This window comes from Wandonia sp. (assembly GCF_984588085.1).
Genome location: NZ_CFIGVI010000016.1, coordinates 33,720 through 59,678, shown reverse-complemented (window position 1 = coordinate 59,678; position 25,959 = coordinate 33,720). Strand labels below are relative to the sequence as shown.

General features: G+C 38.7%; 25 protein-coding genes. 19 read left to right on the top strand and 6 right to left on the bottom strand.

Features of this window, described 5'->3' with window-relative positions; translation table 11 throughout:
- Positions 1–66: 66 nt before the first annotated feature.
- From AC4PL9_RS08425 to AC4PL9_RS08380, 10 genes are all read left to right on the top strand, one after another.
- Positions 67–1,833 carry a DUF6119 family protein gene (locus tag AC4PL9_RS08425; RefSeq protein ID WP_491604309.1) on the top strand — a complete coding sequence of 589 codons (1,767 nt, stop codon included), beginning with the start codon at positions 67–69 and terminating at the stop codon, positions 1,831–1,833.
- A 214-nt stretch (positions 1,834–2,047) separates the two neighbouring features.
- A complete protein-coding gene (locus AC4PL9_RS08420) occupies positions 2,048–2,599 on the top strand; it encodes a hypothetical protein (RefSeq protein ID WP_491604308.1) in 552 nt (183 codons plus the stop codon).
- A gap of 11 nt (positions 2,600–2,610) precedes the next feature.
- Positions 2,611–3,453 carry a hypothetical protein gene (locus AC4PL9_RS08415; RefSeq protein WP_491604307.1) on the top strand — a complete coding sequence of 281 codons (843 nt, stop codon included), beginning with the start codon at positions 2,611–2,613 and terminating at the stop codon, positions 3,451–3,453.
- Between the two features lie 351 nt (positions 3,454–3,804).
- Entirely contained in the window at positions 3,805–4,368 is a 564-nt protein-coding gene (locus AC4PL9_RS08410; protein WP_491604306.1) for a Crp/Fnr family transcriptional regulator, read from the top strand.
- Between the two features lie 76 nt (positions 4,369–4,444).
- Positions 4,445–4,918, top strand: coding sequence for a DUF1097 domain-containing protein (locus tag AC4PL9_RS08405; protein ID WP_491604305.1), 474 nt, complete (start codon positions 4,445–4,447; stop codon positions 4,916–4,918).
- Position 4,919: 1 nt separating this feature from the next.
- Positions 4,920–5,360, top strand: a complete 441-nt coding sequence (locus AC4PL9_RS08400; protein WP_491604304.1) for a carboxymuconolactone decarboxylase family protein — start codon at positions 4,920–4,922, stop codon at positions 5,358–5,360.
- A gap of 5 nt (positions 5,361–5,365) precedes the next feature.
- Positions 5,366–5,800: a GNAT family N-acetyltransferase gene (locus AC4PL9_RS08395; RefSeq protein WP_491604303.1), complete on the top strand. Its 435-nt coding sequence runs from the start codon at positions 5,366–5,368 to the stop codon at positions 5,798–5,800.
- Between the two features lie 5 nt (positions 5,801–5,805).
- Entirely contained in the window at positions 5,806–6,444 is a 639-nt protein-coding gene (locus tag AC4PL9_RS08390; protein ID WP_491604302.1) for an FMN-dependent NADH-azoreductase, read from the top strand.
- A 237-nt stretch (positions 6,445–6,681) separates the two neighbouring features.
- Positions 6,682–7,584 (top strand): class A beta-lactamase, subclass A2, encoded by a 903-nt coding sequence (bla, locus tag AC4PL9_RS08385; RefSeq protein ID WP_491604301.1) that lies wholly within the window; start codon positions 6,682–6,684, stop codon positions 7,582–7,584.
- A gap of 121 nt (positions 7,585–7,705) precedes the next feature.
- Complete coding sequence (locus AC4PL9_RS08380) at positions 7,706–8,503, top strand: MBL fold metallo-hydrolase (protein ID WP_491604300.1); 798 nt, start codon at positions 7,706–7,708, stop codon at positions 8,501–8,503.
- Positions 8,504–8,642: 139 nt separating this feature from the next.
- On the opposite strand, the gene AC4PL9_RS08375 is transcribed toward AC4PL9_RS08380, so the two are convergent.
- The 3 genes from AC4PL9_RS08375 to hemL all read right to left on the bottom strand — a co-directional run bounded on the left by AC4PL9_RS08375 (position 8,643) and on the right by hemL (position 11,798).
- Positions 8,643–9,293: an HD domain-containing protein gene (locus AC4PL9_RS08375; protein ID WP_491604299.1), complete on the bottom strand. Its 651-nt coding sequence runs from the start codon at positions 9,291–9,293 to the stop codon at positions 8,643–8,645.
- 94 nt (positions 9,294–9,387) lie between these two features.
- Positions 9,388–10,245, bottom strand: a complete 858-nt coding sequence (locus AC4PL9_RS08370) for an AraC family transcriptional regulator (RefSeq protein WP_491604298.1) — start codon at positions 10,243–10,245, stop codon at positions 9,388–9,390.
- Between the two features lie 251 nt (positions 10,246–10,496).
- Positions 10,497–11,798, bottom strand: coding sequence for a glutamate-1-semialdehyde 2,1-aminomutase (gene hemL, locus AC4PL9_RS08365; protein ID WP_491604297.1), 1,302 nt, complete (start codon positions 11,796–11,798; stop codon positions 10,497–10,499).
- A 331-nt stretch (positions 11,799–12,129) separates the two neighbouring features.
- On the opposite strand from hemL, the gene AC4PL9_RS08360 reads away from it, so the two are divergent.
- The 6 genes from AC4PL9_RS08360 (at position 12,130) to AC4PL9_RS08335 (ending at position 17,859) form a co-directional block, all read left to right on the top strand.
- The gene (locus AC4PL9_RS08360) at positions 12,130–12,891 is read left to right on the top strand and encodes a hypothetical protein (protein WP_491604296.1); all 762 of its coding nucleotides are present in this window, start codon (positions 12,130–12,132) and stop codon (positions 12,889–12,891) included.
- Positions 12,892–12,955: 64 nt separating this feature from the next.
- Entirely contained in the window at positions 12,956–13,288 is a 333-nt protein-coding gene (locus AC4PL9_RS08355) for a DUF6984 family protein (RefSeq protein ID WP_491604295.1), read from the top strand.
- Between the two features lie 128 nt (positions 13,289–13,416).
- Complete coding sequence (gene asnS, locus AC4PL9_RS08350; RefSeq protein WP_491604294.1) at positions 13,417–14,856, top strand: asparagine--tRNA ligase; 1,440 nt, start codon at positions 13,417–13,419, stop codon at positions 14,854–14,856.
- Between the two features lie 50 nt (positions 14,857–14,906).
- On the top strand, positions 14,907–16,364 hold the full coding sequence (gene rpoN, locus AC4PL9_RS08345; RefSeq protein ID WP_491604293.1) for an RNA polymerase factor sigma-54: 1,458 nt from the start codon (positions 14,907–14,909) through the stop codon (positions 16,362–16,364).
- A 7-nt stretch (positions 16,365–16,371) separates the two neighbouring features.
- Entirely contained in the window at positions 16,372–17,022 is a 651-nt protein-coding gene (locus AC4PL9_RS08340) for a hypothetical protein (RefSeq protein ID WP_491604292.1), read from the top strand.
- 39 nt (positions 17,023–17,061) lie between these two features.
- A complete protein-coding gene (locus AC4PL9_RS08335; protein WP_491604291.1) occupies positions 17,062–17,859 on the top strand; it encodes a M48 family metalloprotease in 798 nt (265 codons plus the stop codon).
- Positions 17,860–17,912: 53 nt separating this feature from the next.
- On the opposite strand, the gene AC4PL9_RS08330 is transcribed toward AC4PL9_RS08335, so the two are convergent.
- Together AC4PL9_RS08330 and AC4PL9_RS08325 are read right to left on the bottom strand one after the other, a co-directional pair.
- Positions 17,913–19,238, bottom strand: a complete 1,326-nt coding sequence (locus tag AC4PL9_RS08330; protein WP_343784019.1) for a PhoH family protein — start codon at positions 19,236–19,238, stop codon at positions 17,913–17,915.
- 209 nt (positions 19,239–19,447) lie between these two features.
- Entirely contained in the window at positions 19,448–20,035 is a 588-nt protein-coding gene (locus tag AC4PL9_RS08325) for a hypothetical protein (protein ID WP_491604290.1), read from the bottom strand.
- 141 nt (positions 20,036–20,176) lie between these two features.
- Between AC4PL9_RS08325 and AC4PL9_RS08320 the strand changes: the two genes are divergently transcribed.
- From AC4PL9_RS08320 to AC4PL9_RS08310, 3 genes are read left to right on the top strand one after another with little or no spacing between them, the layout of a single operon-like run.
- Positions 20,177–21,073: a hypothetical protein gene (locus AC4PL9_RS08320; protein ID WP_491604289.1), complete on the top strand. Its 897-nt coding sequence runs from the start codon at positions 20,177–20,179 to the stop codon at positions 21,071–21,073.
- On the top strand, positions 21,070–22,068 hold the full coding sequence (locus AC4PL9_RS08315; RefSeq protein ID WP_491604288.1) for a S41 family peptidase: 999 nt from the start codon (positions 21,070–21,072) through the stop codon (positions 22,066–22,068). The genes AC4PL9_RS08320 and AC4PL9_RS08315 overlap by 4 nt, the downstream gene beginning before the upstream one ends.
- A gap of 21 nt (positions 22,069–22,089) precedes the next feature.
- Complete coding sequence (locus tag AC4PL9_RS08310; RefSeq protein WP_491604287.1) at positions 22,090–22,680, top strand: DUF6992 family protein; 591 nt, start codon at positions 22,090–22,092, stop codon at positions 22,678–22,680.
- Positions 22,681–22,686: 6 nt separating this feature from the next.
- Here AC4PL9_RS08310 and AC4PL9_RS08305 read toward each other — a convergent pair whose 3' ends face one another.
- Positions 22,687–25,941: a PKD domain-containing protein gene (locus AC4PL9_RS08305; RefSeq protein ID WP_491604286.1), complete on the bottom strand. Its 3,255-nt coding sequence runs from the start codon at positions 25,939–25,941 to the stop codon at positions 22,687–22,689.
- Between the last annotated feature and the right edge of the window lie 18 nt (positions 25,942–25,959).

The window sequence follows — 25,959 nt, the reverse complement described above, 5'->3', positions numbered from 1 at the left end:
TTAGTTGCACAATAACTATAAAAGGAATAAAAGTCATGACTTTTATTCAAACGTTATCGATAATTTATGACACAGAACCCTAAAATTTATAGAATAGACAAATCAAAACGTCTTTTAAAGGGGTTAAAAACAAGTCATGAGATTATCGAAAGAATAATTAATACTTCCAATAAAAAACTCGGTTACAAAATCAACTTTAATCCAAACTCACTCAAGGAGACGACTAAGGATGATGTTATTTACTATCTCCATCTGTTTAGTACTAGTGAAATTGAATCGGATTGGAAAGATTTCTTACCAACTGAACTAACTTCAGACTCTGATTTTATTCAACAAAAATTATCACTCATATTATTTGCAGAAAGTGAAGACCAACTATTCTGTTTAATTGGAGGAAATGCTTATCAAATAATTGTCCCTTTTCTTGATCATTCATTTGGTTTAAATTCCTACGCAAGAATAATGAACCCTAGTGAAGATGAATTAGCATCCATAAAGTCAAGGGGGATAACTGGTGCAAGAGCGGGGTTAAATGAACAATTCAGAGATCACTATAGAATAATTGACTTTATAAAATTTGGAAAATTACCCCAAGAAATACATCTAAGGTTAAGTAAAGAAACAACTGATCTACATTTCGATTTTCTTAAGAAAAAGGAGGATGAGAGGCTTCAAATTTATGTTGGGAAGTCTTTTAAAATTAAAAAATCGGTTGATTTTGATACTCTTCATAGGATTATATTAGAGTTTCGAGACATTTTGCAGCTTGCACCTAGCGATTACCTTAGTTCATACAAGGAAATAAAAGACGATAAATTCATTGAAGATAATCTAAGACCTGAATTGATAAATAATCTTTATAACGATGCTGGTTTGTTGGGAAGAGCTGATGCTAGAAGATTTGAACATGATTTTTGTAATCCTAATGATATAGAAAAGTTTTATGAGGCTGATGAATATCGTCTAAAACAGAAATCAGATAAGGGTGGGTATGTAACCTTCAACACTGTTAATGATCGAAGAGAAATTTACGATAGTGTATTGAGAAGAGCAGTTGAATTATTTGGCAACAATGATCGATTTAATTTCATGGTCTTTCTTCAAGGGGTAAGAATTACTTGCTACCAAAACAATGAAAAATCAGTTGGCTCTAGCTTTCTATTTCATATTACTTCAGAGTTTTCAATTCAGGGGCAACCATATTTTCTGGTTGATACAAAGTGGTATCGATTACGTGATTCCTTTATTGAAGACCTCAAAATAAATACGCACCATGTACTTAGAACTTATCGGGCTCCTTCAAACATTCTTTCGGAAAACTGGAATAAAAAAATATTAAAAAGAGAGGGTGACTACAATAACCTATATGATAACAAGAGTGGGTATGTAGTAATAGACACAATAATTGTTGACGGTGTAGAATTATGTGATATTCTACATTATGATGATAACAACCTGTACCTAATACATGTTAAATATGGCTTTAGTTCTTCAATTAGAGAGCTTAGCAATCAAATTATGATCTCAGCTAGAAGATTAAGAGAAACTCTTTCATCGAATAAAAAGGAACTACTTGATAAAATATATTTACAACTTCGTAAGAAAGGACGAAATATTGATGCAATGTCTTTAGAAGATTTTAAAGAGATGTTTAATACTAAAAAAATAAACTATGTTTTAGCCTGTACATCTCAACTTTCCGAGGATGTGCTGATTGAAGATAACATTGAAAAATTTGATTCTAATATTGCCAGATTTTCTTTGATTCAATGTTCTGGGGAAATGAGAGCGAATTATTATGACCTTTTGACTTATCAAATAAGAAGGGAATAATATCGATAACACGGTATATAGCAAATAGGGCGTTCTGTGAGTTGCGAAAGCTCAGTGGTTATTTGAAACATCGCCAAATCGTTGATTTGGCTTTTAAGAATGAATTAAAAACAAAATAAACGATTTGGCTCGGAGCCTAACTTGAGAGTTCAGTGCTTTCTACAGCCCTACATGCCATATACTAACCGTTACATGGCATTAAAAGATAAATAGCATGAGAGAATTTACAATCATATTTATTTTATTGGTTTCAAATTTCTTCGTTTTCGCACAGACAAAAATCGAAGTGAGATTCATAGATGGATTTACAGATATAGAAAAAGAGATTGTTATAAAAAACATATCAAAGCTTGAAAAATTCATTAACTCTAAAGATTTTGAAAATTTGGTCATCAATGCAAAACCTTTCAAAAGAAATCGAATAAAAAATTATTCAAACAGTAAAAAGTATTCAAATCGAGAGGTTCTTGAATTAATAAGGTCTGGAAAAGAATTCAACACAAAACCTGATAGCATCATAACCTTAAAACTAATCTTATATGATTCAGAAAAAAATGAAATAGGACATACAGATGGATTACAGCAAATACATACATATCGCGATTATTTCAAAAAAAATTCAAATGATAAATATTTAAGTCACTTGTTACATGAATATTGTCATGTAATTGGATTCCGACACTCTTTTTTAAGACTCCCTTATAGAAATAGGACTGTTCCCTATGCCATAGGTAATATTGCAGAAAAATTTTTTATTAATAACTAATTGAAAACATTATGAAAAGAATTAGCATTATTGTATTGCTGTTTTTTGCTGTTCTCTCAGCGAATGCACAAACATTTAACAATCCTGAAGAAGTTTGGTCTGACATTATTGAAGTTGAACAAAGCATTTTACAACGACATGTTGTCTACGATATTCCAGGAACTATTGTAGTTTTATTGCCCAATAGTGAAGGTAGTTATGATGCAAAGTTAATTGGTAGAAAGGTTTTAAAGGATCCAAAAAAACTACCTGAATTAATATCTAAACCTACTGTTCTTTATTCCGACATTGTGAAAAAAAATATTGCAGCCAATTTATCATACTTAAGTTTTGCGTCAGTTAATATGTCAGATGAAGAAGAAATAAGATTTAGTATTACTGAGACAAGTTATACAAGCATTTTAGATAATGACATTGATTGGGATGCCTTTGACGAGCGGGTTGCTACAATTAAATCACAGAACCCAAACCTACCAAATGGGACAAAATTTGGTGTTGTTAAAATAGCAAGCGTGATAACAATTGATAATCAGAAGTTTAAAAGGGTTAAAAATGCTGGAAAGATATCGGGATGGGGTTTCTCAAGTGATGTTAAGCATTTATCTGAATCTTCAATTAAACGAATAGACTTCAAGGTAGGTATTTCATTATCCTTCTCAGATGTATATCTCAAAGATTTAATCACCTCTAATGAATTTACACCAATTGATAATTCTGGCGAAAATAAAAACTTCACAGAAATAGAAAAGCCTTTAACTAAGATTCAACTTTTAAAAATGTATAATGAGAGTATCAAAAATAAAATAAATGGTCTTGTTGTAACTGAAAGTGAACAAGATATTCTTAATAAATAACGCCATGTAACAATGTATAAAAATAATAGCCAAAACAGTAGTACATTCAAGGGTTGTAGCCCGCTTCAACTTTCTTGTAACTTGACAGGAAAGTGCTACGAAATCGGCTACTATTTTTATACTCACCGTTGTGAGCAATTAGAAAACCAATGAAAAAGAAACAAAATAATCTATCGGATTCATTAGGAAAACCGTTAATTCTGTTCAAAATTATTTATTCACTAAAAAAATATTGAGTTTCTTAAATGGACTCTCAAAAATTAGCACAGTAGCTTTTTTAGGTATGAGGAAATATTCCTGATGCCAACGTATATTTGTGTTAAAGTTTTCTGGCAAAAACTAATAGAACCAATGTCCCTAAGAGCATATATAGAACGCTACGTTAGTCTTTCAGAAGAAGAATATAAGATTTTCTTATCCTGTCTGGAAACCAGATCATTTGCTCCCGGAGAGCAACTTCTTAAATATGAAGAAAGATGTCAAAGCCGCTTCTATATAAAAAACGGATGTGTACGCATGTATGGTTACACTGAAAAGGGGAAAGAACAAATCTATCATTTTGGAATAGATAACTGGTGGATTTCCAATTACGAAAGTCTTTTGAATGATGCTCCATCACAACTTATTATCGAGGCTATTGAGCCTACCGAAGTATATTGCCTGACCATGCAAAAGTTTGAAGAACTCTGCCACCGACTCCCAAAAACCGAACGCCTATTCCGAATGATCATGGAACGGGCCTATATGGCTTTTCAAAAGAGGCTTGAATTCCTATTCAATCTATCATCAGAAGAACAATACAAAAATTTTATTGAAGTAAATGCCAAATTTACGCAGCGAGTCCCTCAATATATGTTGGCTTCCTATCTGGGGGTAACTCCTGAATTTATTAGTAAAATCCGCTCAAAAATTTGATGTTATTCGCTTCTTAATCTAGATTAAGAATATCCCGGGGTATTCCCTTTAGGTTTGTATTCAATACAAAATAACAATGGGAATTCACCAAAAAGATAGTTTAAAATCTATAGCACTGGGGCTTCTTGCTGCCTCATCTATATACCTTTGTATTGTAATACAGATACCGGCCTGGGTGTTATTTATTGGCTGGAGTACCTATGCGCTTTTCTGTACAACAAAAACCAACACGCTGATTGCTCTTTCAGAAGAAACTGTAGGCATGCTATTAGCTTATTTAATAAACATCTTCGGTCTTTACTTAAGTACCTACACCCCGGAATTCGGAGTAATTATTTCCGTCTTCATCATAGTGATGCTCCTCTACTGGGTCACAAAACTCAAGCACTTTAATAATATGATTACCTACTTTCTGGGTATGACAGTCTGGTTTAGCTATAAATCCGATACGCTAAACGACTTACCCATGCTTATACTAAGTTTATTCTTAGGAATCTGTTTTGGCTATACCTATACGTTATTGGACAAATTAATCTCAAATATTAAATAACATGGAAAAAAGAATCAACATACAGAAAATTGAACCGGAGGCATACAAAGCCATGTTCGGACTGGAAAAGTATTTATCCACTACCCGCCTGAGTGAAATAGAAAAGGAGCTAATAAAAATCAGGACCTCCCAGATCAACGGCTGTGCCTACTGCATAGAGATCCATACAAAGGATGCCTTAAAATATCAGGAAACCAAAGAACGGATTTTTGCATTAAGCGCCTGGTGGGAATCGCCTCTGTTTAACGAAAAGGAAAAAGTACTCCTCAAAATGACCGAAGAAATTACCAAAATTCGGAAAAAGGGACTATCGGAATTCACTTATAACGAAGCGCGGAAACACTTTGATGATCATGCAATAGCCGCCATAATTATGCAGATAGGTACCATTAATCTATGGAATCGAATTGCCATTTCCACCCATTTAACACACAAAAAATAATACCGATGGATAGTCTTTCGATAATTGAGGTAAAAACACAAGACGAATTGGAAAAATGCTGGGAAGTCGTGAAAATTCTCAGACCTAATTTCAACAAAGAAAAGTATGTACGGTATGTGAGCGAGATGCTGCGGGAAGGTTACCAAATTATTGCTGCAAAGATCAATAATGAAATAGCCGGTTATGCCGGATTCAGGCCGATGACCACCCTACACAGCGGTAGAATATTCTATCTGGATGATTTGGTCACCAGTCCTAAATACAGAAAAATGGGAATAGGCTCGAGACTGCTTCAAGAAATAAAGACATTGGCTCAAAAGAACGACAAAGATGCAATAACTTTGGACAGCAGTATAGACCTCACCCCGGCCCACAGGCTATACCTAAACCACGATTACGCCATGGTTGCCCTTCATTTTAAAACAGATATTCAAAAGTAAAGCTCATGGGTAAAAACATATTGATCATAAACGCCAGTTCAAAAATCAAAAAATCTACCAGTAGAAAATTGGCCGATGTTTTTGAAGAAAACAGAAAAAAATTAAGTCCAAAGGATCATTTTATGAGAAGAGATATTGCCCTGGAGCCTGTTCCGCATATTTCCGAACAATGGATCGAAAGCGCCTTTACACCAAAAAGCGATAGAACTACAGCTCAAAAAGATATTCTAAAACTTAGTGATACATTAGTAGCCGAACTGGTTAGCACGGATATTCTTGTATTAGCTACTCCTATGTACAATTGGTCTATACCCAGTGCACTCAAAGCATACATCGATCAGATCCTAAGAATGAACGAAACCTTAAAAATTAATCCGGGGACTCCGGAAAACCCTTATCGGGGACTCCTGGAAAATAAAAAAGCGATTCTAATTCTGGTCAGAGGCGGAAAGGGATACGACAAAGGCGATTTTTTTAACCATATGGATTTTCAAAAGAAATACCTGGAAACTGTTTTAAATGTAATTGGCATTAACCATATAGAGACAATTACAGTGGATGGGTTGGATGTAAGCAGCCGGGAAGCTGAATTGGCAGTTAGAAAAGCGACTGTTAAATTGGAAAAACTATCCAGAACTATTTAGAATTGACAGAGGTCTTCAGCTAAGCCAGCTGTAATTTATGATCAATATAATTGAAGGTGATCTACAAATGAGAAATTAAGCGGGTTTTAAAATCTGCCTGATTTTTAGTTTAACTTTATACTGTACGGAATGCTATCCTTTCTTTGATAGTGGGGAACTTTCTTCTGGACAATCTATAACCCCGAGAAGAATTGGTATATTGGAATCTGTAGATCAGAAACCGATTAATTAAGAAAAATGGCAAAGAAAATTCAATTACTATTCCTCGCAGTCGTATTGACGGTAACAGGAGTATATGCACAGACCATCGAATCACTACGAAACGACATTGAACAGATCGTACGTTCGAAAAATGCAACCGTAGGTATTGCTATTAGCGGGGCGAATGGTGATGATACCCTAAGTAGCAATGGAACTGAGCATTTTCCAATGCAAAGTGTATTCAAGTTTCCGATTGCTTTAGCTATACTATCAGAAATCGATGAGGGTCGTTTTTCGCTTGACCAAAAAATTGAGATCAAAAAAAGTGAACTGCTTCCCGGTCTCTGGAGTCCCATCCGAGAAAAGTATCCCGAAGGGGTCACCCTAACCATTGCCGAAATCATTGAGTATACCGTTGCATTGAGTGACAATGTAGGTTGTGACGTTTTACTGAAATTGCTGGGGAAACCTCAGGAAGTAGAGGCCTACCTGCTAAAAAATGGTTTTAACGATATTTCTATTAAAATCAACGAAGAGACGATGCAGAGTAATTGGGATTTACAATTCCAAAACTGGACAACACCTCTGGAAGCCAATAGAATTCTACAGGTATTCTATGAAAACAAAGACAACCAACTTTCTCAAAAAAGTTATGATTTTCTGTGGGAAACCATGAAAACTACCCAAACGGGGAAAAACAAGCTGAAAGGTCAACTACCCGAAGGAACTGTTGTTGCACACAAAACCGGTTGGTCCGGACAAAACAAAAGCACGGGGATTACTGCAGCATCTAATGATATCGGGATTGTTTTTCTACCCGATGGGAGCTATTTTTTCATTAGTATTTTTATAACCGCATCAAAAGAAGAGGAGAAAACCAATGAGAAAATTATTGCTGATATAACAAAAGCAGCCTGGAAGTATTTTATAAAAAAATGATAACTCTAAAAGAGTTGTTATCGATAGTACCAGAGCTTTTAATCATAATACGGAAGGGACGCATAGCAAACCTTAAAACATTTGAACAGATCTAATCAACAGAATATAAAAAACTAAAATCATGTCATCAAGTATTCAATTTGTCAGAAATGCAACCTTTGTACTACACTACGCGGGGACATCTATTTTGGTAGACCCTCTGTTTGCGGAAAAGGGAAGATATCCCGGGTTTCCAGGAACAGTGAACTCAGAGTTATCGAACCCCCTGGTGAATATGCCTATAAACCCGGAAAGTATACTGGACGGAGTTGATGCGGTTGTTGTTTCTCACTTACACCCTGATCACTGGGATGAGGTAGCCGTTCAACTCATTCCGAAGGACTTGAAAATATATGCCCAGAATGAGGAAGATGCAGAGATCATCCGATCACAAGGCTTTATTGATGTTGTAGCGATGAAAGGGGAGAATGATATCAACGGAATTAAACTCCAAAAGACCTATTGCCAGCACGGAACAGATGCAGCTTATTCCATTCCCGAACTTGCAGCAATTTTAGGCAAGGCCTCCGGTTGTTATTTCACTGCATCAGGTGAAAAATCGGTGTATTACACAGGCGATACGATATGGATAGAAGAGGTAGAAAGTAATTTAAAAAAATGGAAACCAGGTGTCGTACTCGTAAATGCCGGGAAAGCCACTTTACTCGATAATCGTTTGGGAGCCATTATCATGGGAAAAGAAGATCTTTTAAAAATTCACAGGATTCTACCCGAAGCGATAATCGTAGCCATTCATTTGGAAACCGTAAACCACTGTGTCCTGAGCCGACGAGAATTACGACAGTTTACTGAAGAGCATGGCTTCTCTGATAAAGTACGGATTCCCGACGATGGAGAGCAATTCAGCTTAGAATCGTAACACTTCTACTCCAGACCTCTCTTTTCAGTAATAATGAAATAATCAGACAAGCGCCACTTTTGTGTAAAGTGGTACTTGTCTTGATAAAAAGATGTTCCGGGAATCAAGGTACTAGCAGGTACGTTTGAATCACTTGTATTTATTCCAACCAGGGAGAATGTAAAATACAATCGCAGAAATTCTTTGTTTTAAAGTTTGGTAACATAAAAGAACATACATCTGCCTTTATATTCCCAAAAGTTGTTTCCGTTTTGTGTTCAAACCCACCAAAGAATGTGGGAATTATTTTCTTCTTGAAGTCAGTTCTGGGGAACGCTCTTATAATATCTTCTCTATCTTCAGCACTCAGATATTCGTATCCCTCTCCCATAACATCCAAACCGACCCCTGAATACATAAGAGCAACCTCGTTTTCTTTGTGTTCCGCCACTCCAATTGTAGTATGTAAAGCAATGGTATCCCAAACCAGTTGAAGTTTGTCTTTCGGTAAGCCATGACTTTTTAAAAACGCTCTGGCGGCGTTGGCTCCGTCTACTTCAAAACGCAAATCTTCACTACTATAATGAGGAACAAGACCCAGATCATGAAATACGGATGCAACATACAATAATTCAGTGTCATGAACCAGATTATTCCGTTGTGCATTTAGAGATGAAAACAAGAAAACACGCAGCGAATGATTGTAAATAAACTCTGTACCATGCTCTAACAAAAGCTCGGTGGCTTGTGTTGCAATTTTACTATCCGGAATGATTATACCGGCTACTTCTTTTAAGCGATTAACTGACATAATAAAAATATTTCTTGCAAAACTATTTTCATTACCCTCGCCGGAGAATAGTAATACCTGCGTACTGAATGTCAAAATTTACTTCTTGCATTTTCTATAACCCAATATTTATAAACTGACTTCGATAATCTCCTGGCGCGATATTAGTGTTTCTTTTAAAAAAATGGCTGAACTGCTCCGGGGTATTAAAATTAAGTTCATAAGCAATTTCTTTTACTGTATTGGAACTAAACTGTAAGGCTCTTTTCGCTTCCGCTACAAGTTGTCCATTGATGATTTCTTTTGCACTCTTACCACAACATCTTTTACAAATTTCACTAAGTCTTCGAGCTGTAATATTTAACAATACGGCATAATCCGTTACTGCATGGAGATTACGAAACTGGTTACTAAGCAACTCCAAAAATTGACGATACAATAGGTAGTCTTGACTTTCAAAAATGGTTTCTCCTATAATTTTTACATTAGCAAGCTTGATCATCAAAATCTTTAAATAGGCCGCTAATACATCCATCTGATTGCTATACTCCGGCTTGCTGTATTCGTCTAAAAGCGCTTCAAATACAAATATGAGTTCAGTTATTTCAGCAGAGCTAAGTTGTAATCTTTGATTAGCTACTGCGTTATTAAATAAAACGGCTTTACAATTACTTGCACTCTGAGGTGTTCTTTCCCAAAAGCAATCGCCAAAAGAAACAGCGTATCCGGAAATGATTGAAGAACTTTCAAACTGATATACCTGTCCTTTTGCCAAAAGAATAACTTCATCACCATTTATAGTATAGATTGTGTTATCTACGTTTAACACACCCTCTCCGCTCTTTAGTAATAAAATCTGATGATAGCTCAATCTGGTAGAATACTCTGTATTCATCCTCATGTTATCTAATCGGCTAACTGAAAATGAATTGTCTACAATAGGTTCTGCACTAATTTCCCTTGCTAAATCCATTAACTATCGTTTTATATTGAGGATAAAAATTTCTGTTCCCACCTTGGGAAAATAGATAATCTATCACAATTTTCAGGATAAACTTAAACAAAAGGAATGTCAAAAAATGCAGACCAGCTGTCAAAATCTGATAACAATGAATTGAACCATTTCCGTACAATTATCTCTTTTACAGTAGAAGGGAATTAACAAACCAGAGCTGCTAATCTGAAACAGCTCTGGTTTACAAGAAAATATCGTACAATAAATGTCTATTTCAACTTCGCAAAAACAGCATCCAGCGCTTCGCAAAATGCTGGAAAAGTTGTATCCAGAATCTCTTTTGTATGTGCTTTTGAAATGAATCCTACTTCATAACCGCTCGGTCCGATATAAATACCTCTGTTTAATAATTCAGAGTGCAACATCTTAAAAGGAGTCATATCACTATCAATTTCGTCAGCTCTTCGAATGGCTACTTTGTCGGAAAAAGCAATCCAGAAAATAGAACCGATGGAGAAAATTTCAAAGGCATATCCTTTTTCACCGGCATACGCATTGATTTTATCAACCAGATAATTCGTTCTCTCTTCCTGATCCTGATAGAATCCGGGCTGTGCGCACTGCTCCAACGCAGCAATTCCTGCTGCCATGGCTACAGGGTTTCCTGAAAGCGTCCCTGCCTGGTAAACCGGACCATCCGGAGAAATACACGCCATAATCTCCGCTTTTCCTCCATACGCACCCACCGGAAGTCCTCCCCCGATAATTTTACCATACGTAACTAAATCGGGCGTAATTCCATAGTACTCCGCTGCTCCTGAAAAAGCAACTCTGAAACCGGAAATTACCTCATCAAAAAGAAGAATAATTCCATATTGCGTACAAATTTCACGCAGCTTTGTTAAAAACCCTTTCTCTTGTAAAAGCAGTCCGTTATTTGCAGGAATCGGTTCTATTATCGCACAGGCAATCTCATTCCCCAATTCACGTACACAAGCTTCCAATGCTTCCGGATCATTCAAAGGAAGGACAATCGTCTCCGCAGCAAATGCTTCCGGTACTCCGGCACTCGACGACTCTCCGAAAGTTACCAGTCCCGAACCAGCCTTTACCAGCAAGGAGTCGCTGTGCCCATGATAACATCCTTCAAATTTGATAATTTTATCTCTCTTCGTATATCCTCTTGCCAAACGGATCGCCGACATAACAGCCTCCGTCCCGGAACTTGTGAACCGAATTTTATCCGCATACGGATTGCGGGAAAGAATCAATTCCGCCAACTCATTCTCCAACTTCGTAGGAGCACCAAAACTCGTTCCGTTTGCAAGTGTCTCTTCAATTTTCTTACGTACTTTTTCATTGTTGTGCCCAAGGATTAATGGTCCCCAACTACAACAAAAATCGATAAACTGGTTATCATCTTCATCCCATACATACGCCCCGTCTCCTTTCTTAATAAATAACGGAGCCCCCATCACCGATTTAAAGGCACGTACAGGAGAATTTACTCCTCCCGGAAAATAGGTTTTCGCTTTTTCAAAAAGTTGTTCGGAATTCTTGCGTGAGATCATATCAGTATACTATCTAAATTTTGTACAAAAATAACAGCTTTAAAGGGATTCCCTCCTCTTTTTTACGAAAAACAGCTACAAATTCATTGCGCCCCGATACAATTTTAGGAAAACACTATCAATATTTTTAATCAGGCGGAAATTCACTCATCCAAGTTGAGTAACCTATTGTCTTAAACACATTAGAAATGATTGAACACAAAATAATTACCTTATATTTGATCTAAGACATTTGCTGAAAAACCTATTCAAGTATACCAGAAAGGTCTTCTAGGAGTAAAAGATCAAGCAATTACTATAATTTATGCGATTATAACCTAACTATTTGGCTATGGAGAACCCTAACAAACCCCTATCTGACTATAACGAAGGAGAAATTTTCAGAGGAGAAACGATTACAAGACTATATGCTGCTAAATCAGATTTTTTAATTTTCGAAGGAGAGAAAAGTGGTGAAGTAACTGTTGCAACCGATAATGTAGAATTAAGAAAACGTTGTTCTGATATTAGTACCAAAATATCAGTTATAAGTGAATACCTAATAACAAAAAAAGAGAAAAAGAAATTTGTTGATCAGATTGGTTTAGCATATGTAGAAGCAATTGAAGGAAATCTTAAGGAAGCGAATAATATTTGCGATAAGTTACTTGATAGAATAGAGATATATAAAATTGGTATAGGAAGGTTTTACTACTTGCTAAGCTGTTTGTCTGTTGTATTTATTGTATTGATATTTAGCTTCTTTCTAAAGAAGTATAAATTCATTCCCGAAATAATTCCTCATTTTTTCATTATGGCGTATGCTTCGATAGGCGGATTTTTATCAGTAGCCAAAGACATTAAGAAAATTCAAATTGACTCTACCGATTTTGGATGGTTTCAAGTTGTATACGGAGCAGTTCGTATAATTATATCGATGTTCTCCGGGTTGATCGTTTATGTCCTAATAAAATCTGAAATAATACTCCCAACCTTGACCATAAATGACAACGTTTTTGTTATCTGTTTGTTTGCAATCGCAGCAGGATTTAGTGAATCTATGATTCCCAATCTATTAAGAAAAGTTGAAAAAGAAAATACCAGCATTCAATAAAAAAGGTAATAACTGTCATTTCTGAAACTACAAATTTTCTCTCAGCATTTCGTATTTTCGTCACATGGAAAACACGAGGAACATTCGACCAAACGAAATAGAACTGGTACACTTTTTATTGGAACAGCTCGGACTTTCTTCCGAAAACTATCCGTTGCCCGGTACGGTTCATGAATACGAAGGGGGAATTATGGGTAGTATCAGTTTTCAGTTAACCGACACCCCTCAGTATGCAGGAGATCTTATTCAGGTAAAATATATTGATACAGATGGAGTTCCTGTAGTAATAACTCTGACACAAGACGTAAACGGAAAGTTGCTGGATCTTGACTTCTGGAAAGAAGATTTCAGCAAACTCCTTGAGTACCCTGTCCCTCAAAAAGTAGAACGACTTTAAACCAACCCGGACAGATTTCATTTTTAGGTACGGAATCCTCGGGTTGAGTGAGTTTACAATGAAAAATTTATACTAGTTTTGTTATTGAATCCGGCAGATACTAACCGGATTATTTTAATTAACAGAATATGACGCGCACAAAAATTGCATCGCTATTATCCCAGTATGAATTGGGGCAAGAAGTTTTGGTAAAGGGATGGGTACGTTCGTTCCGCAACAACCAGTTTATTCAACTGAACGACGGGTCAACGATAAAAAATATCCAGGCTGTCATTGAATTCGAGAATTGGAATGAAAATGAGTTAAAGCGCATCACCACAGGAGCGGCTCTGGCAATCAAGGGAACAGTTGTTGAATCTGCTGGAGCAGGACAGGCAATCGAGATTCAGGTAAAAGAACTTGACATCCTGGGAGATGCTAATCCGGAAGAAGTTGCTAAAACAGTAATGCAACCCAAGCGTCACTCACTAGAATACCTCAGAGAGCAGGCACACCTTCGTTTCAGAACGAACGTATTCGGAGCTGTTTTCAGAATCCGTCACGCTGTTTCGTATGCGATCCATCAGTTTTTCAATGATCGTGGGTTCTATTATCTGCATACGCCGATCATTACGGGCTCTGATGCCGAAGGGGCAGGAGAAATGTTTCGTGTATCTACACTTGATCCAAAAAACCCACCACTGAATGAACAGGGAGAGATCGACTGGTCAGAGGACTTTTTCGGAAAACAGGTTAACCTTACGGTTTCCGGTCAGTTAGAAGCCGAATTAGGAGCACTTGCCCTTGGACAGGTATATACGTTCGGACCTACTTTCCGTGCTGAAAATTCAAACACTACCCGCCACTTAGCTGAGTTCTGGATGATCGAACCGGAGGTTGCTTTCAACGATCTGGAGGACAATATGAACCTTACGGAAGAATTTCTGAAACACATTTGTAACTATGTACTGACGAACTGTAAGGATGATCTGGAATTCCTGAACGAACGTGAGAAAAACGAGCAGAAACAAAAACCTCAGAACGAACGTAACGAGATGACATTGGCGGAGCGTCTGGAATTTGTGGTTGCGAATTCATTCGAGCGGATCACTTATTCAAAGGCAATTGAGTTACTACAGGGATCCAAACCATTTAAGAAAAAACAATTCAAATATCCGGTTGAATGGGGAACAGATTTGCAATCCGAGCACGAACGTTACCTGGTTGAAAAACATTTCAAAAAACCGGTTATCATTACTGACTACCCGGCAAGCTTCAAAGCTTTCTATATGCGTCAGAACGAAGATGGAAAAACAGTAGCGGCAATGGACGTATTGTTCCCGGGAATCGGTGAAATCGTAGGAGGGTCGCAGCGGGAAGAAAGACTGGACGTATTGAAGAAAAAATGCGCCGACTTTAACATTCCCGAAGAAGAAATCTGGTGGTATCTTGACACCCGACGATTCGGTAGTGTCCCTCATTCCGGTTTCGGTCTTGGTTTCGAACGAATGGTAATGTTCGTTACGGGAATGACCAATATCCGCGACGTGATTCCTTTCCCAAGGACTCCGAAAAATTGTGAATTTTAAATAGCAGATTAAACAATATTTTAGTACCTTAACAAGGAAACAACAGGCGTATGGCAGCAATGAAGCAAATACTATCGATGAAACTGGAGCAGCGACTTTCTCCGCAACAGATTCAATTGATGAAATTGCTCGAAGTTCCGACAATGGAACTGGACCAACGCATTAAAAAGGAGTTGGAAGAAAATCCGGCACTGGAAGAAGGAAAAGAAGAGAATCCGGATGATCTTTTTGAGGACAGTGAACCTGATTATGAAGATGATACCCGTACGGAAGCAGAAATCGAGTTTGATGTTTCCGAGTATCTGGACGATGATGCGGATTACAAAACGCATGTCAACAACAAAGGAAAAGATGACGATGATGTCTATATGCCTTTGGCACAAGGGTCTAGTTTTCAGGAACGTCTGATGGAACAGATCAGTCTCCGCTACTTATCCGAAAAAGAAGATATTATTGCGGAAACTATAATAGGAAACCTCGATGAAGACGGCTACCTGAGCAGAGACATTGAAAGTATTGTTGATGATCTCGCTTTTTCACAGAACATTTCGGTTACGGAGGAGGAAGTAGAAGCCGTTCTGGAAATCGTACAGGATTTGGAACCTGCCGGAATCGGTGCCCGAAGTCTTCAGGAATGTCTCCTTCTTCAATTGAAAAGAAAACAAGACGGTAATATAACCCGGTATACCGCTAAGATTATCCTTGAAGATTATTATGACGAGTTTACCAAGAAACATTATGACAAGATCAAAAGTAAACTTGAAATTGAGGAAGAAGATCTTAAGGAAGCAATCGCTGAAATTGTACGTTTAAATCCAAGGCCCGGAGGATCCAGTAAAGAGGCAGGAAAACCACTTGGTACCATTACTCCTGATTTCATGGTTATGGAACACGAAGGAAAACTGGAACTTACATTGAACGGACGAAACGCTCCTGAATTAAGGGTGAGCAGAGGTTATGAGAATATGCTTCGTAGTTATGCTGAAGGAGCCAAAACATCTAAAGGAGATAAAGAAGCAGTTCTATTTGTTAAACAGAAACTGGATGCTGCCAAATGGTTTATTGATGCAATGCGTCAACGTCAGGAAACGCTGTACTTTACTATGCGTGCCATCGTCGAATACCAAAGAGAATATTTTCTGACAGGTGATGAATCCAATCTAAGACCAATGATTTTGAGAGACATATCGGAACTCGTAGGTTTAGATATTTCGACCATTTCGCGTGTAGCCAATAGCAAATACGTACAAACTAATTACGGAATTTTTCCGTTGCGGCACTTTTTCTCCGAATCCATTGTCAGCGACAGCGGTGAAGAGGTTTCTACACGGGAAGTAAAACAAATTCTGGCTGAAGCGGTTGAAAATGAAAATAAACGTAAACCACTTACGGATGATAAACTTGCTGAAATCATTAAAGAGAAAGGCTATACTATCGCCCGAAGAACAGTTGCCAAGTATCGGGAGCAGATGAATATTCCTGTCGCCAGATTAAGGAAAGAACTGTAAACAAATCATGAAGCAAATAGCAAACTTTCTTTCTTACGTTTTTCATCCGCTTTTTGTACCTATATATGGATTGCTGATCCTGATGTACACATCGAGTACACCCGAAAGTTTTTTGATAAAAGATTCGCTGTTTCACATCGATACTTCTATCAAACACATTTTGCTTTTTCTTTTCGGCATCTTTGGTGTTATAGCTCCCGGGGTTTCTTTGTTATTATTCCGGTATAACCATACGATTACGAGCCTGAACCTCGAAATCCGTGAAGAAAGACGGATGCCTATCTTTATGATGGCCGTTTATATGGCCATATTATATGGTTTCCTTTTGTATCAGATTCCACAGGGAGCAATCCCCCCCGCAGTAGTTGGCATAGCGCTTGGAGCAGCTATAGGCATTGCCCTGACGGGCTTGCTGAACAATTATTTCAAAATCAGTCTGCACATGATCGGAATGGGAATGCTTAGTGGCGCAATTTATTCCTATTACCTCTTTCAGGTTGTTTTCCCTACATGGATTCTACCTCTTATTTTTATGATTTCCGGAATTGTTGCCATGTCAAGACTGACCCTAAAGGCACATACATATTCCGAATTAATCTCCGGTTTTTTACTCGGATTTGCCACTCAGGCTATTTCCGTTTATTTTTATTTGAGTTAACTTTGTAGCATTGATATTTATCTCTTAAACAGAACGAAAATGAGACATATACTTGTTCTTTTGCTTGCAACACCTCTGTTTCTCGCATCATGTGGAAGTTCCGGGAAACTCTCCGGAAAAAACATTAACCTTTTTACCATAGACCAGGATAAAGAACTGGGTGCACAGGTTGATACAGAAATCACATCCAACCCGCAGGAGTATCCAATTCTGAATGAAGTCCAATACAAAGAAGTTTACGACTATGTTTATGGCATTAGAAACACCATTCTGAATTCCGGAACGGTCGAACACAAAGATGACTTTGAATGGAATATCAAGATTATACACAACGATAGCACGTTGAATGCGTTCTGTACTCCGGGAGGATATATCTATGTTTACACAGGTATTCTTAAGTTTCTTGATTCGGAAGATCAGTTTGCCGGAGTTCTGGCACACGAAATTGCACATGCTGACCTGCGTCACTCAACGCGCCAGATGACACAAATGTATGGTGTTCAGGTGTTGTTAAACGTTCTTGCAGGCGATCACGAAATGTTGAAACAAATTACTGGAGGTCTTATCGGATTGAAATTTTCCCGTAGTCACGAAACGGAAGCCGACTACAACTCCGTAAAATACTTATGTCCTACGTCTTATAACGCCGCAGGCGGTGGTGGTTTCTTCCAGAAAATAACAGAAATGGGAGGAAGCCAGACTCCGGAATTTTTAAGTACGCACCCCAGTCCGGACAATCGTATCGAACAGTTTACTACCAATAAAGAAACAATGGGTTGTTCGGGACGCGAATCTTACCAAAGCCGATACAAGCAGGTAGTCGCTAAGTTACCTTAAGAGATAATACTAGATGAGATACAAAAAGGAGCGCAAATGCGCTCCTTTTCAGTTTATAATAATTCATTCGCAAGATTAGCCAGCTCAGACCGCTCTCCCTTCTCCAGTTTAATGTGCGCAAAGAGTTCCTGACCTCTTAACCGGTCAATCAGATAGGTCATTCCGTTACTGTGCTCGTCCAGATACGGAGAATCAATCTGATGGATATCTCCCGTAAAGATAATCTTCGTCCCCTCTCCTGCCCGGGTAATAATCGTCTTGATTTCATGTGGTGTAAGATTCTGTGCTTCGTCTACAATAAAAATGATATTGGACAAACTCCTTCCCCGGATAAATGCAAGCGGAGTTATCACAATCTTACCACTCTCCTGCATTTCGACGATTGCCTTATGTTTCTTTTCATTCTCTCCAAAATGCGATTTAATAAACTTCAGATTGTCCCACAGCGGCTCCATGTAAGGACCTATTTTATCGTTTGCATCTCCCGGAAGGAAACCAATTTCTTTATTACTCAACGGGACAATCGGGCGCGCCAGAATAACCTGATGATACAATTTATGCTGTTCGAGCGCACAAGCAAGTGCCAAAAGCGTTTTTCCCGTCCCTGCCACACCCTGCAGGGTTACCAACTTCACATTCGGATTCATCAAGGCATTAACCGCAAATGCCTGTTCTGCATTTTTAGGTTTAATTCCATAAACAAATTCCTTTTCTACGCGTTCAATTCGTTGTGAAAAGGGATTAAAGTAGGCCAAAGAAGATGATTTACCATTCTTCAGAACATAATATCCATTGTTTTCCTTGTGATTGCCCAAAACATCAAGATTCTCTGTGAATCCTTTGGTAAATAATTCACGGATCAATTCCGAATCCAGTCCGTCAATTGTCTTCAGGCTTCCCTCTACAATATCGACATCTTCTACCTTATCCGTTTCATAATTCTCAGCTATAAGCCCCAGTGCTTTTGCTTTAATCCGTAAATTCACATCCTTGGAAACCAGTATAACATCTTTCCGGGGCTCCTGCTCTTTCAATGTAAGCCCTGCATTAATAATTTTGTGGTCGTTCTTCCCGACAGCATAAATTTGCTCTGCATCCAATTCCTGTTGCGTATTGTCGAGGACAATTTTGAACATTCCCTTATTCTTCCCGAGCGGTATCCATTCCCGGAGACTCGCACTTCCCGATAATTTATCTATAAACCGTATGACTTCTCTGGCGGAAAAATTCTTCGTTTCATTACCTACTTTGAATTTATCCAGCTCTTCCAGAACAGTAATAGGTATAGCAACCCAATGTTTATCAAAATTTGAAATTGCCTGGTGATCGTGTAACAGCACTGAGGTATCCAACACGAAAATTTTCTGTTTTCTTGCCATAAGCCATCCTTTTTGTTTCTTAAAAGGTAATCAGTTTTTACACCTCACCGACCCGGCAAAAATTCAACTATACACAAATACATGTTAATACATCAACTCAAATAACTGAAAAAAAGGAGGTTGACTGATTTCGTAAAACAATTTAATAACAATTGAGTAATACTGAGCAAACAGACTGCCAAGTCCCTCGAAACAGACACTAAATTTTCTTATAACTTTTCAACCGATCGGATCGTTTTGAGCATGGTCTCAATAATCGGTTTATGGTAGCCCTCATCCCGACTGCGCAACACGTATGTAATACCATCAATCTCTTTCGTTCCGTAACAATGGTATGTAATATGTTCTGCACCTACTGCGTCAGCTTCTGCTGATTTTCCGGAATAGCTTAACGTACGTTTATACATAATCAAATCCGGTTCGTCGACCATATATTCGATCGTATAAAAACGAATACGCGAAAGCCGGTCCTTTTCTTCCTGCACCATGCTTTTTTCATTTCCGTAATCTTCGATTTGCAGGGTAAAGTTCGGACCGATAATAATCTCCCACTTAAAACCACCTTCTTCGTGCAGTATTTCCGGCTCAACAGCCGCCCCGATATTTGAGGTCTGATCCGGTAACATGATGAGCGCAGGAATTCCATAGTCGCGCAACGATTTCCCCTCAAATTCAGAGTAGTCAATCTCGTCCGGATTGGTTTCAATTTTCTCTCCCGAATTATCAGCATCTGCAGTACAGGAAAAAAAACCAAACAGAAGAATACCTAGAAAGACACTATGGATTAGTGATTTCATAGTTTTACATGTTTGTACAAATATAAGCTATTCCACTTTTTTTCCAAACAAGTTCGGGAAAAACTACAAGCCCTTTGACAAAGCAAACTTTTACCGTAGGCGATTCTCTTTTTTGTATATTTGAAAATATGCCCCGTACTTATGGAAGATTCCCGAAAGCACTTTCTGTCTGTCGTTCAGCTGAACCTATTAGTTCTATACTTTCTTTGTACAATCAACATCCAGGCACAATCTGACACGACGTATCGCAATTTCCTGTTAGAAACCTCCGGTATTCGATCCACCTACCGCGATCTGGCAACTTCCCCACTCTATTACATCGGTTACGGGCTTTCCCTCGGACTGGGATGGGATTGGAAAAAGAAACAAAGTGAGTCTTCTGTATTTTTTGATCTTTCTGGAAGTATACATCGTTCTGCATCACCGCAGTCCAACCTTATTCCTTCTATCACCAGAAGCTATATGGCTTCCGCAAATTTCTTTACCGAGTATCTCAGACGAATCCCTCTGAAAAAGAATAGGTGGCAATTATTTTTAGGCGGTTCTTCGAACCTGTCACTTCCATTCAGGTACAATCCGTCACTCGGAAACAGTGCATTAGGAGCAGACCCTTTACTCAATCTTATGGGAGCAGGAAAAGTTCGATTGGACGTTTCACGCAAAGAAGAGCGTTCCTTTTCATTCTGGTTCATCTCCAAACAACTTGCCCCGGTACGGAGGTATTTTCAATTGGATCTTCATGTTGGTTTGCTCAATTTTAACTACAGACCCGGATATGCCTATACGTATGACGCTTCCATTCAAGGAAATGACACCCGCTTATTACATTACTATTTTGATAATTATAAGTGGTCCCTCAACGGCTGGCGCATACAAACCCGGCTTTCCTTCTTTCGTGAATCCCAAACCGGGAATGGTCTTCAGCTCTTTTATGCCTGGGAAGCTACTGTAGCCAAAGGAAGATTTGAGCCTCTCGCTCTGGCAATGCACAAAATAGGTATCCGGTTAAATGTTAAACGAAAACCCCGAATAAAATGAGTCGATTAGCTATTTTAGTGTGTACACTTGCCTGGTTAACTTTCTCCTGTGAAAAAGTCTTGCTTGGGCCGGATAAAGCAACGGCAGATCCCTATGCTAACTTCGATTACCTTTGGGAAGAAGTGGACAAAAAGTACAGTTATTTTGCATTGAAAAATGTTGACTGGGATGCTATCAGGACACATTATCGCAGTCAATTGTATGAAGGAATGGGAGAAGAAGAACTTTTTTCCGTACTCTCTTCTATGCTGAATCAACTCAGGGATGATCACACCAACCTCATCTCCCCTTTTTCTGTTTCTGTTTACACACAACCCCAACAAGCCAATCTTAATTTTCATCCAACTACTGTGTGGGAAAATTATATAGATGAACGAATCCTGACCGGATCCTTTCAACATGGTAGTATTACCGGGAAAAACATAGGTTATGTTCGTTATTCCTCCTTCTCGAATGCTGTTTCTGATGCGCATCTCTATTATATTTTTAATGCATATGCCAACGCTAGAGGAATCATACTCGATCTGCGGGAAAATGGTGGAGGGAATAGCCTGAACGTGGGAGCCTTGTTGAGTGCTTTCTCCTTATCTGAAGTACAAGTAGGTTCTTTTATCACCAGAAATGGTCCTGAACACACGGACTTCAGTTCTCCGGAACCCTTTATGATCTCTCCCGGAACCCTTGTATATACCCAACCCGTTGTCGTACTTATTGACAAAGGCTCCTATAGTGCTACAACCATGTTTGCCCTTGGAACAAAAGCTATGCCGGGCATCACACTAATCGGAGATACAACCGGAGGGGGTGGAGGACTACCTAACGGCGGACAACTCCCGAATGGCTGGAGCTATCGCTTCAGTATTAGTCAACTTCTGGATCTTGCAGGCAATAGCTATGCTGAATCCGGTGTTCCTCCGGATATACTTGCAGACTTTGACTGGTCTGATCTATCCAAAGATGAAATCCTGGATCAGGCGATCCTGACTCTTGAATAATAACCTGTAAACAGAAAACTTATGATACGACTTTATCTGACTTTTGTACTTCTGGTAAGTTGCTTTTCTTTTGGACAAACGAACTCTCTTCTGGAGGAAATCAACCAACGTCAGGTACAGCAAACCCGCAACGGTATGATTTCATTAAATACGTGGGCAGGAGCAAATTTACTCTCCGGTGGAATCGGTTTTTACACAACTTCAGGTGATACCCGATATTTTCATCAGATGAATGCATTCTGGAATGTTGTGAATCTTGGAATTGCAATCCCCGGACTCATCGGAACCTACAAAAAAAGTTCGGAGCTAACCTTTGAATCTGTTTACAAAAGACAAAAACAGTTGGAAACTATTTATCTGTTTAATGCCGGATTAGATGTTGGTTATATGGCAACGGGCTGGGCTTTATTCAATTTTGGAAACACAAAAACCGGTGAGCTACGCCATCGTTTCAGGGGATACGGACAATCACTTGTATTACAGGGTGGGTATCTCCTTATTTATGACCTGGTTATGTTTGCTCTCTTTAAAAAAACAGGTAAAAAACTGGATGGGGGGTGGAAAAATGTCACAATTACACCAACAGGTATGGGAATGATCATCTCATTCTGATCTTTGTTATTTTTTAATGATCCGTGCCATTTTTGTTTCTTCCTGCCCCTTGAGGTAAATGGTGTACGTTCCTTGTGACCAACTGCCTGTATTTATCGTAAAGGTCGTCAGGCCTTCGGGAAGAGATGCGTTATTCACCAGGCGAGATACCAATCTGCCCCCTGCATCATAAATAAACAGATCAATTACTTCTTCTGCCGGCATAATTACCTTTACAGTAAGGTCTGTCTCAACGGGATTTGGATAAGGTAACAAAAGTATTGCTTCTTCACCTGTAACATTTTGACACAATTCATTGTTCTGCGGTCTTTCATCTTCAAGCCCTGCAGGAAGAACAATACGGGCTTCCGCACAGATGTATCGCTCCGTTTCTGTATCCGTATTAACCGGCTCCGAACTTGTCGAAGGAAAAATGAACATCTCTGTTTCCCCGGGACGCAACTCGCCTACCCAAACAGCCTTCAAAGGCAGATTATCTGTCATTCTTACTATTACATCAGAACGTGTGATCGCAGAAGAACCTTTGTTGCTTAATTCCACACCTATTGTCTGATCACCAAACTGATCTGTATACGTATAGAGGTTAGTAACTGCAAGATCCGTTATGGCTTCATAAATACGCATACTATCCACCAATGTATCTGCACAACCAAAACTGTTGGTTACAATCAATACAACTTCGACTGTATCGTCAATATAGCTTTCATCAAAAGTTACCACTGGGTTACTATCCGCTCCTGAATAAAAACCTCCTATTGTCCATACTACTCCTTCAGCACCAGTACTTTCATTACTGAACTCTATCGGAAGTCCTGCTAAAAGTGGTTCAGGATTTGTACTAAAATCAGCAGCAAGTGCCGGGTTTGTCGTGATCGTAGTAATCTCAGTGTGCTGACAGCCAAACTGAGAAACAACCGTCTGACGTACTTGCTGTGTTCCGGGATTAACAAATGTATGTATTACTTCATCACCATTCACCGGGTTTTCGGCATTAAACTGCCAGGTTACAAATGCAACATTTCCGTCCGGCACTATAGACTGGTCGGTAAACACCGTTGGTAATTGCGCACAGGAAGCCTCAAGTGCATAATCCGGCTGGGGTAACGCATGGACTTTCATCAGTTTTGTGAACGACTGCTGACACCCGTTATTGGCATTTACGGTAAGTGTAATATCAAAATTGCCTGCGTTAACATACAAGCGGGAAGGACTGAATTGAGTTGATGTAGCTCCCGCACCTAATTGCCATTGTGTCGAAGAAATCAGATACGGGTTTTCTATAGTGCTTTGGTTGGTGAACGTCACCGTTTGTCCCTGACATACCTCATTAAACGTAAAGTCTACCTGTGGCGAAGGAAGTATCGTGATTGCTTGTTGTACCGTATCCCGGCAGCCATTTACATCCTCACCTCTTAACGTTACCGTATAATTACCAAATCCGTCAAAAACATGCGTTGGATTTTCCCCTGTCGCTGTATTATCTGTACCACTTGAAGGATCTCCAAAATCCCACTGCCAATCGCTCATCAACGTGAGAGATGTTTGTGAAGCAACAAAAGCAATCGGATCAGATTGACACTCATTCGTACTTGTGAAATCCAATACCGGCTTTTGATACACTTCCACAGCAATTTGTCCGGTATTTTCACAACCTACGTCTGTTGTTACCGTCAGCATTACATCAACTATCCCGTAGCTCGAATACGCATGTGTTCCGGAAGACGTAACCGATCCCGTTGCATCACCAAAATCCCAATCCCAACCGACAATCGTTGAACCATCCGTAGTATAACTTTCATCTGTATAGGAAAAGTCCTCTAACTCACAATAAGACGGATCAACTCCGATTTGTACTACCGGCGCATCACCCACAATTGTTACCGTGATATTATCTGTCGCAACGCACCCGTTCGCATTATATGAAGTAAGACTATAATTTCCGGTAGTATTTACTACAATGGATGGGGTTGTCTCGGAAGTATTCCATAAATAAGATTCTGTTTCAGCCGTTCCGCTTATCAGACCTATACTATTTCCTGAACATAGACTTACATCCGGCCCAAGGCTTACTGTAGTAGCGTATGTGTCTTCCTCAAATTCGATAGACGGGAATATTTTCGAACAGCCATTCGTATCAGTTACGGTGACAAAATAGGCGCCATGCGTTTCAATATCTATGCTTTCCGTTGTTTCGCCTGTTGACCATTCATACGTATAATCCGATCCCAGGTTGGCGTCCCAAGTTACCGACGAGCCAGGACAAAACAATGTAGAATTTGGTTGTGAAATTGTCGGATAAGAGATTTCAAACGTGTCTCTATCAACATAGCCATATATATTTGTAGCTTCTACCCAGTAAGTCCCCGGTGTGTTAAAGGTTGCTTCATGGGTTGTAGAACCATTACTCCACAAGTAATCTGTGTATATATTTGGAATGAAAACTGTTGTATCACAAAACCCATAATCAACCTCTATATCATCAATATCGATGTAAGAAATATATTGACTTGGAAAGTACCTGTATCTAAAATAATTTTCAACTTCAAATTGTTCCTGATTGTTTAAATATCGATTATATAATAATAATTCAACAATCTCCCCATTAAGTGTTTGGACTGCATCACCAAGGGCACCAACTGTATATCCGTTAGCAGTATGCGTATTAACAAGGTTGTTTGTCGTGCCTGTTTGAATTCCATCAAAAAAGTAACGGGTTACCACAGATGAGTCATTACTGGTTAAGACAGAATAGTAATGATATTCATTATTTTGAACGACTGGATCAAAAACAACCGAGTTTGAAGTCCCTTGGGGCCAATATCTAAATTTACCGTCACCCTGACCAGAAAGACCAAAAGAAAAATTATTTCCAATAGGAGTATTTCTATAGATCCAATTATAACTCTTCCTGCCGTTTATACGAACAACGCACATCAAGGTGTAGTCTGTAATCTCACCCAAACTACCCGTACCATTCATAAAATCATTGAACCCATCAAAAATAACCGTGGGATGACCTGCAATTGCAGCTTCACTATTGTTATAAAGGGGTCGTTTATCATTTACCGATTGATTGGCGTGGTACTCGTTTCCACTTAAATCATAGAGTTGAATAACCCGTGTTTCAGACACATCCAATTCTACACTATCAGATCGCAACCATAAAGTTAGACTATCAATGGTAGAAGGAACTATATCGTTTTGACCGAAACAATTGACTAAAGCAAAAAAAATAGTAATTAGAAGAAAGACGATTCGCATGATAAATGACTATTGGAA

What these genes read in the sequence shown, in the direction of transcription:
- AC4PL9_RS08425 (WP_491604309.1), top strand. Translation starts at nt 67, where the DNA reads ATGACACAGAACCCTAAAATTTATAGAATAGACAAATCAAAACGTCTT.
- AC4PL9_RS08420 (WP_491604308.1), top strand. Translation starts at nt 2,048, where the DNA reads ATGAGAGAATTTACAATCATATTTATTTTATTGGTTTCAAATTTCTTC.
- AC4PL9_RS08415 (WP_491604307.1), top strand. Translation starts at nt 2,611, where the DNA reads ATGAAAAGAATTAGCATTATTGTATTGCTGTTTTTTGCTGTTCTCTCA.
- AC4PL9_RS08410 (WP_491604306.1), top strand. Translation starts at nt 3,805, where the DNA reads ATGTCCCTAAGAGCATATATAGAACGCTACGTTAGTCTTTCAGAAGAA.
- AC4PL9_RS08405 (WP_491604305.1), top strand. Translation starts at nt 4,445, where the DNA reads ATGGGAATTCACCAAAAAGATAGTTTAAAATCTATAGCACTGGGGCTT.
- AC4PL9_RS08400 (WP_491604304.1), top strand. Translation starts at nt 4,920, where the DNA reads ATGGAAAAAAGAATCAACATACAGAAAATTGAACCGGAGGCATACAAA.
- AC4PL9_RS08395 (WP_491604303.1), top strand. Translation starts at nt 5,366, where the DNA reads ATGGATAGTCTTTCGATAATTGAGGTAAAAACACAAGACGAATTGGAA.
- AC4PL9_RS08390 (WP_491604302.1), top strand. Translation starts at nt 5,806, where the DNA reads ATGGGTAAAAACATATTGATCATAAACGCCAGTTCAAAAATCAAAAAA.
- bla (WP_491604301.1), top strand. Translation starts at nt 6,682, where the DNA reads ATGGCAAAGAAAATTCAATTACTATTCCTCGCAGTCGTATTGACGGTA.
- AC4PL9_RS08380 (WP_491604300.1), top strand. Translation starts at nt 7,706, where the DNA reads ATGTCATCAAGTATTCAATTTGTCAGAAATGCAACCTTTGTACTACAC.
- AC4PL9_RS08375 (WP_491604299.1), bottom strand. Translation starts at nt 9,293, where the DNA reads ATGTCAGTTAATCGCTTAAAAGAAGTAGCCGGTATAATCATTCCGGAT.
- AC4PL9_RS08370 (WP_491604298.1), bottom strand. Translation starts at nt 10,245, where the DNA reads ATGGATTTAGCAAGGGAAATTAGTGCAGAACCTATTGTAGACAATTCA.
- hemL (WP_491604297.1), bottom strand. Translation starts at nt 11,798, where the DNA reads ATGATCTCACGCAAGAATTCCGAACAACTTTTTGAAAAAGCGAAAACC.
- AC4PL9_RS08360 (WP_491604296.1), top strand. Translation starts at nt 12,130, where the DNA reads ATGGAGAACCCTAACAAACCCCTATCTGACTATAACGAAGGAGAAATT.
- AC4PL9_RS08355 (WP_491604295.1), top strand. Translation starts at nt 12,956, where the DNA reads ATGGAAAACACGAGGAACATTCGACCAAACGAAATAGAACTGGTACAC.
- asnS (WP_491604294.1), top strand. Translation starts at nt 13,417, where the DNA reads ATGACGCGCACAAAAATTGCATCGCTATTATCCCAGTATGAATTGGGG.
- rpoN (WP_491604293.1), top strand. Translation starts at nt 14,907, where the DNA reads ATGGCAGCAATGAAGCAAATACTATCGATGAAACTGGAGCAGCGACTT.
- AC4PL9_RS08340 (WP_491604292.1), top strand. Translation starts at nt 16,372, where the DNA reads ATGAAGCAAATAGCAAACTTTCTTTCTTACGTTTTTCATCCGCTTTTT.
- AC4PL9_RS08335 (WP_491604291.1), top strand. Translation starts at nt 17,062, where the DNA reads ATGAGACATATACTTGTTCTTTTGCTTGCAACACCTCTGTTTCTCGCA.
- AC4PL9_RS08330 (WP_343784019.1), bottom strand. Translation starts at nt 19,238, where the DNA reads ATGGCAAGAAAACAGAAAATTTTCGTGTTGGATACCTCAGTGCTGTTA.
- AC4PL9_RS08325 (WP_491604290.1), bottom strand. Translation starts at nt 20,035, where the DNA reads ATGAAATCACTAATCCATAGTGTCTTTCTAGGTATTCTTCTGTTTGGT.
- AC4PL9_RS08320 (WP_491604289.1), top strand. Translation starts at nt 20,177, where the DNA reads ATGGAAGATTCCCGAAAGCACTTTCTGTCTGTCGTTCAGCTGAACCTA.
- AC4PL9_RS08315 (WP_491604288.1), top strand. Translation starts at nt 21,070, where the DNA reads ATGAGTCGATTAGCTATTTTAGTGTGTACACTTGCCTGGTTAACTTTC.
- AC4PL9_RS08310 (WP_491604287.1), top strand. Translation starts at nt 22,090, where the DNA reads ATGATACGACTTTATCTGACTTTTGTACTTCTGGTAAGTTGCTTTTCT.
- AC4PL9_RS08305 (WP_491604286.1), bottom strand. Translation starts at nt 25,941, where the DNA reads ATGCGAATCGTCTTTCTTCTAATTACTATTTTTTTTGCTTTAGTCAAT.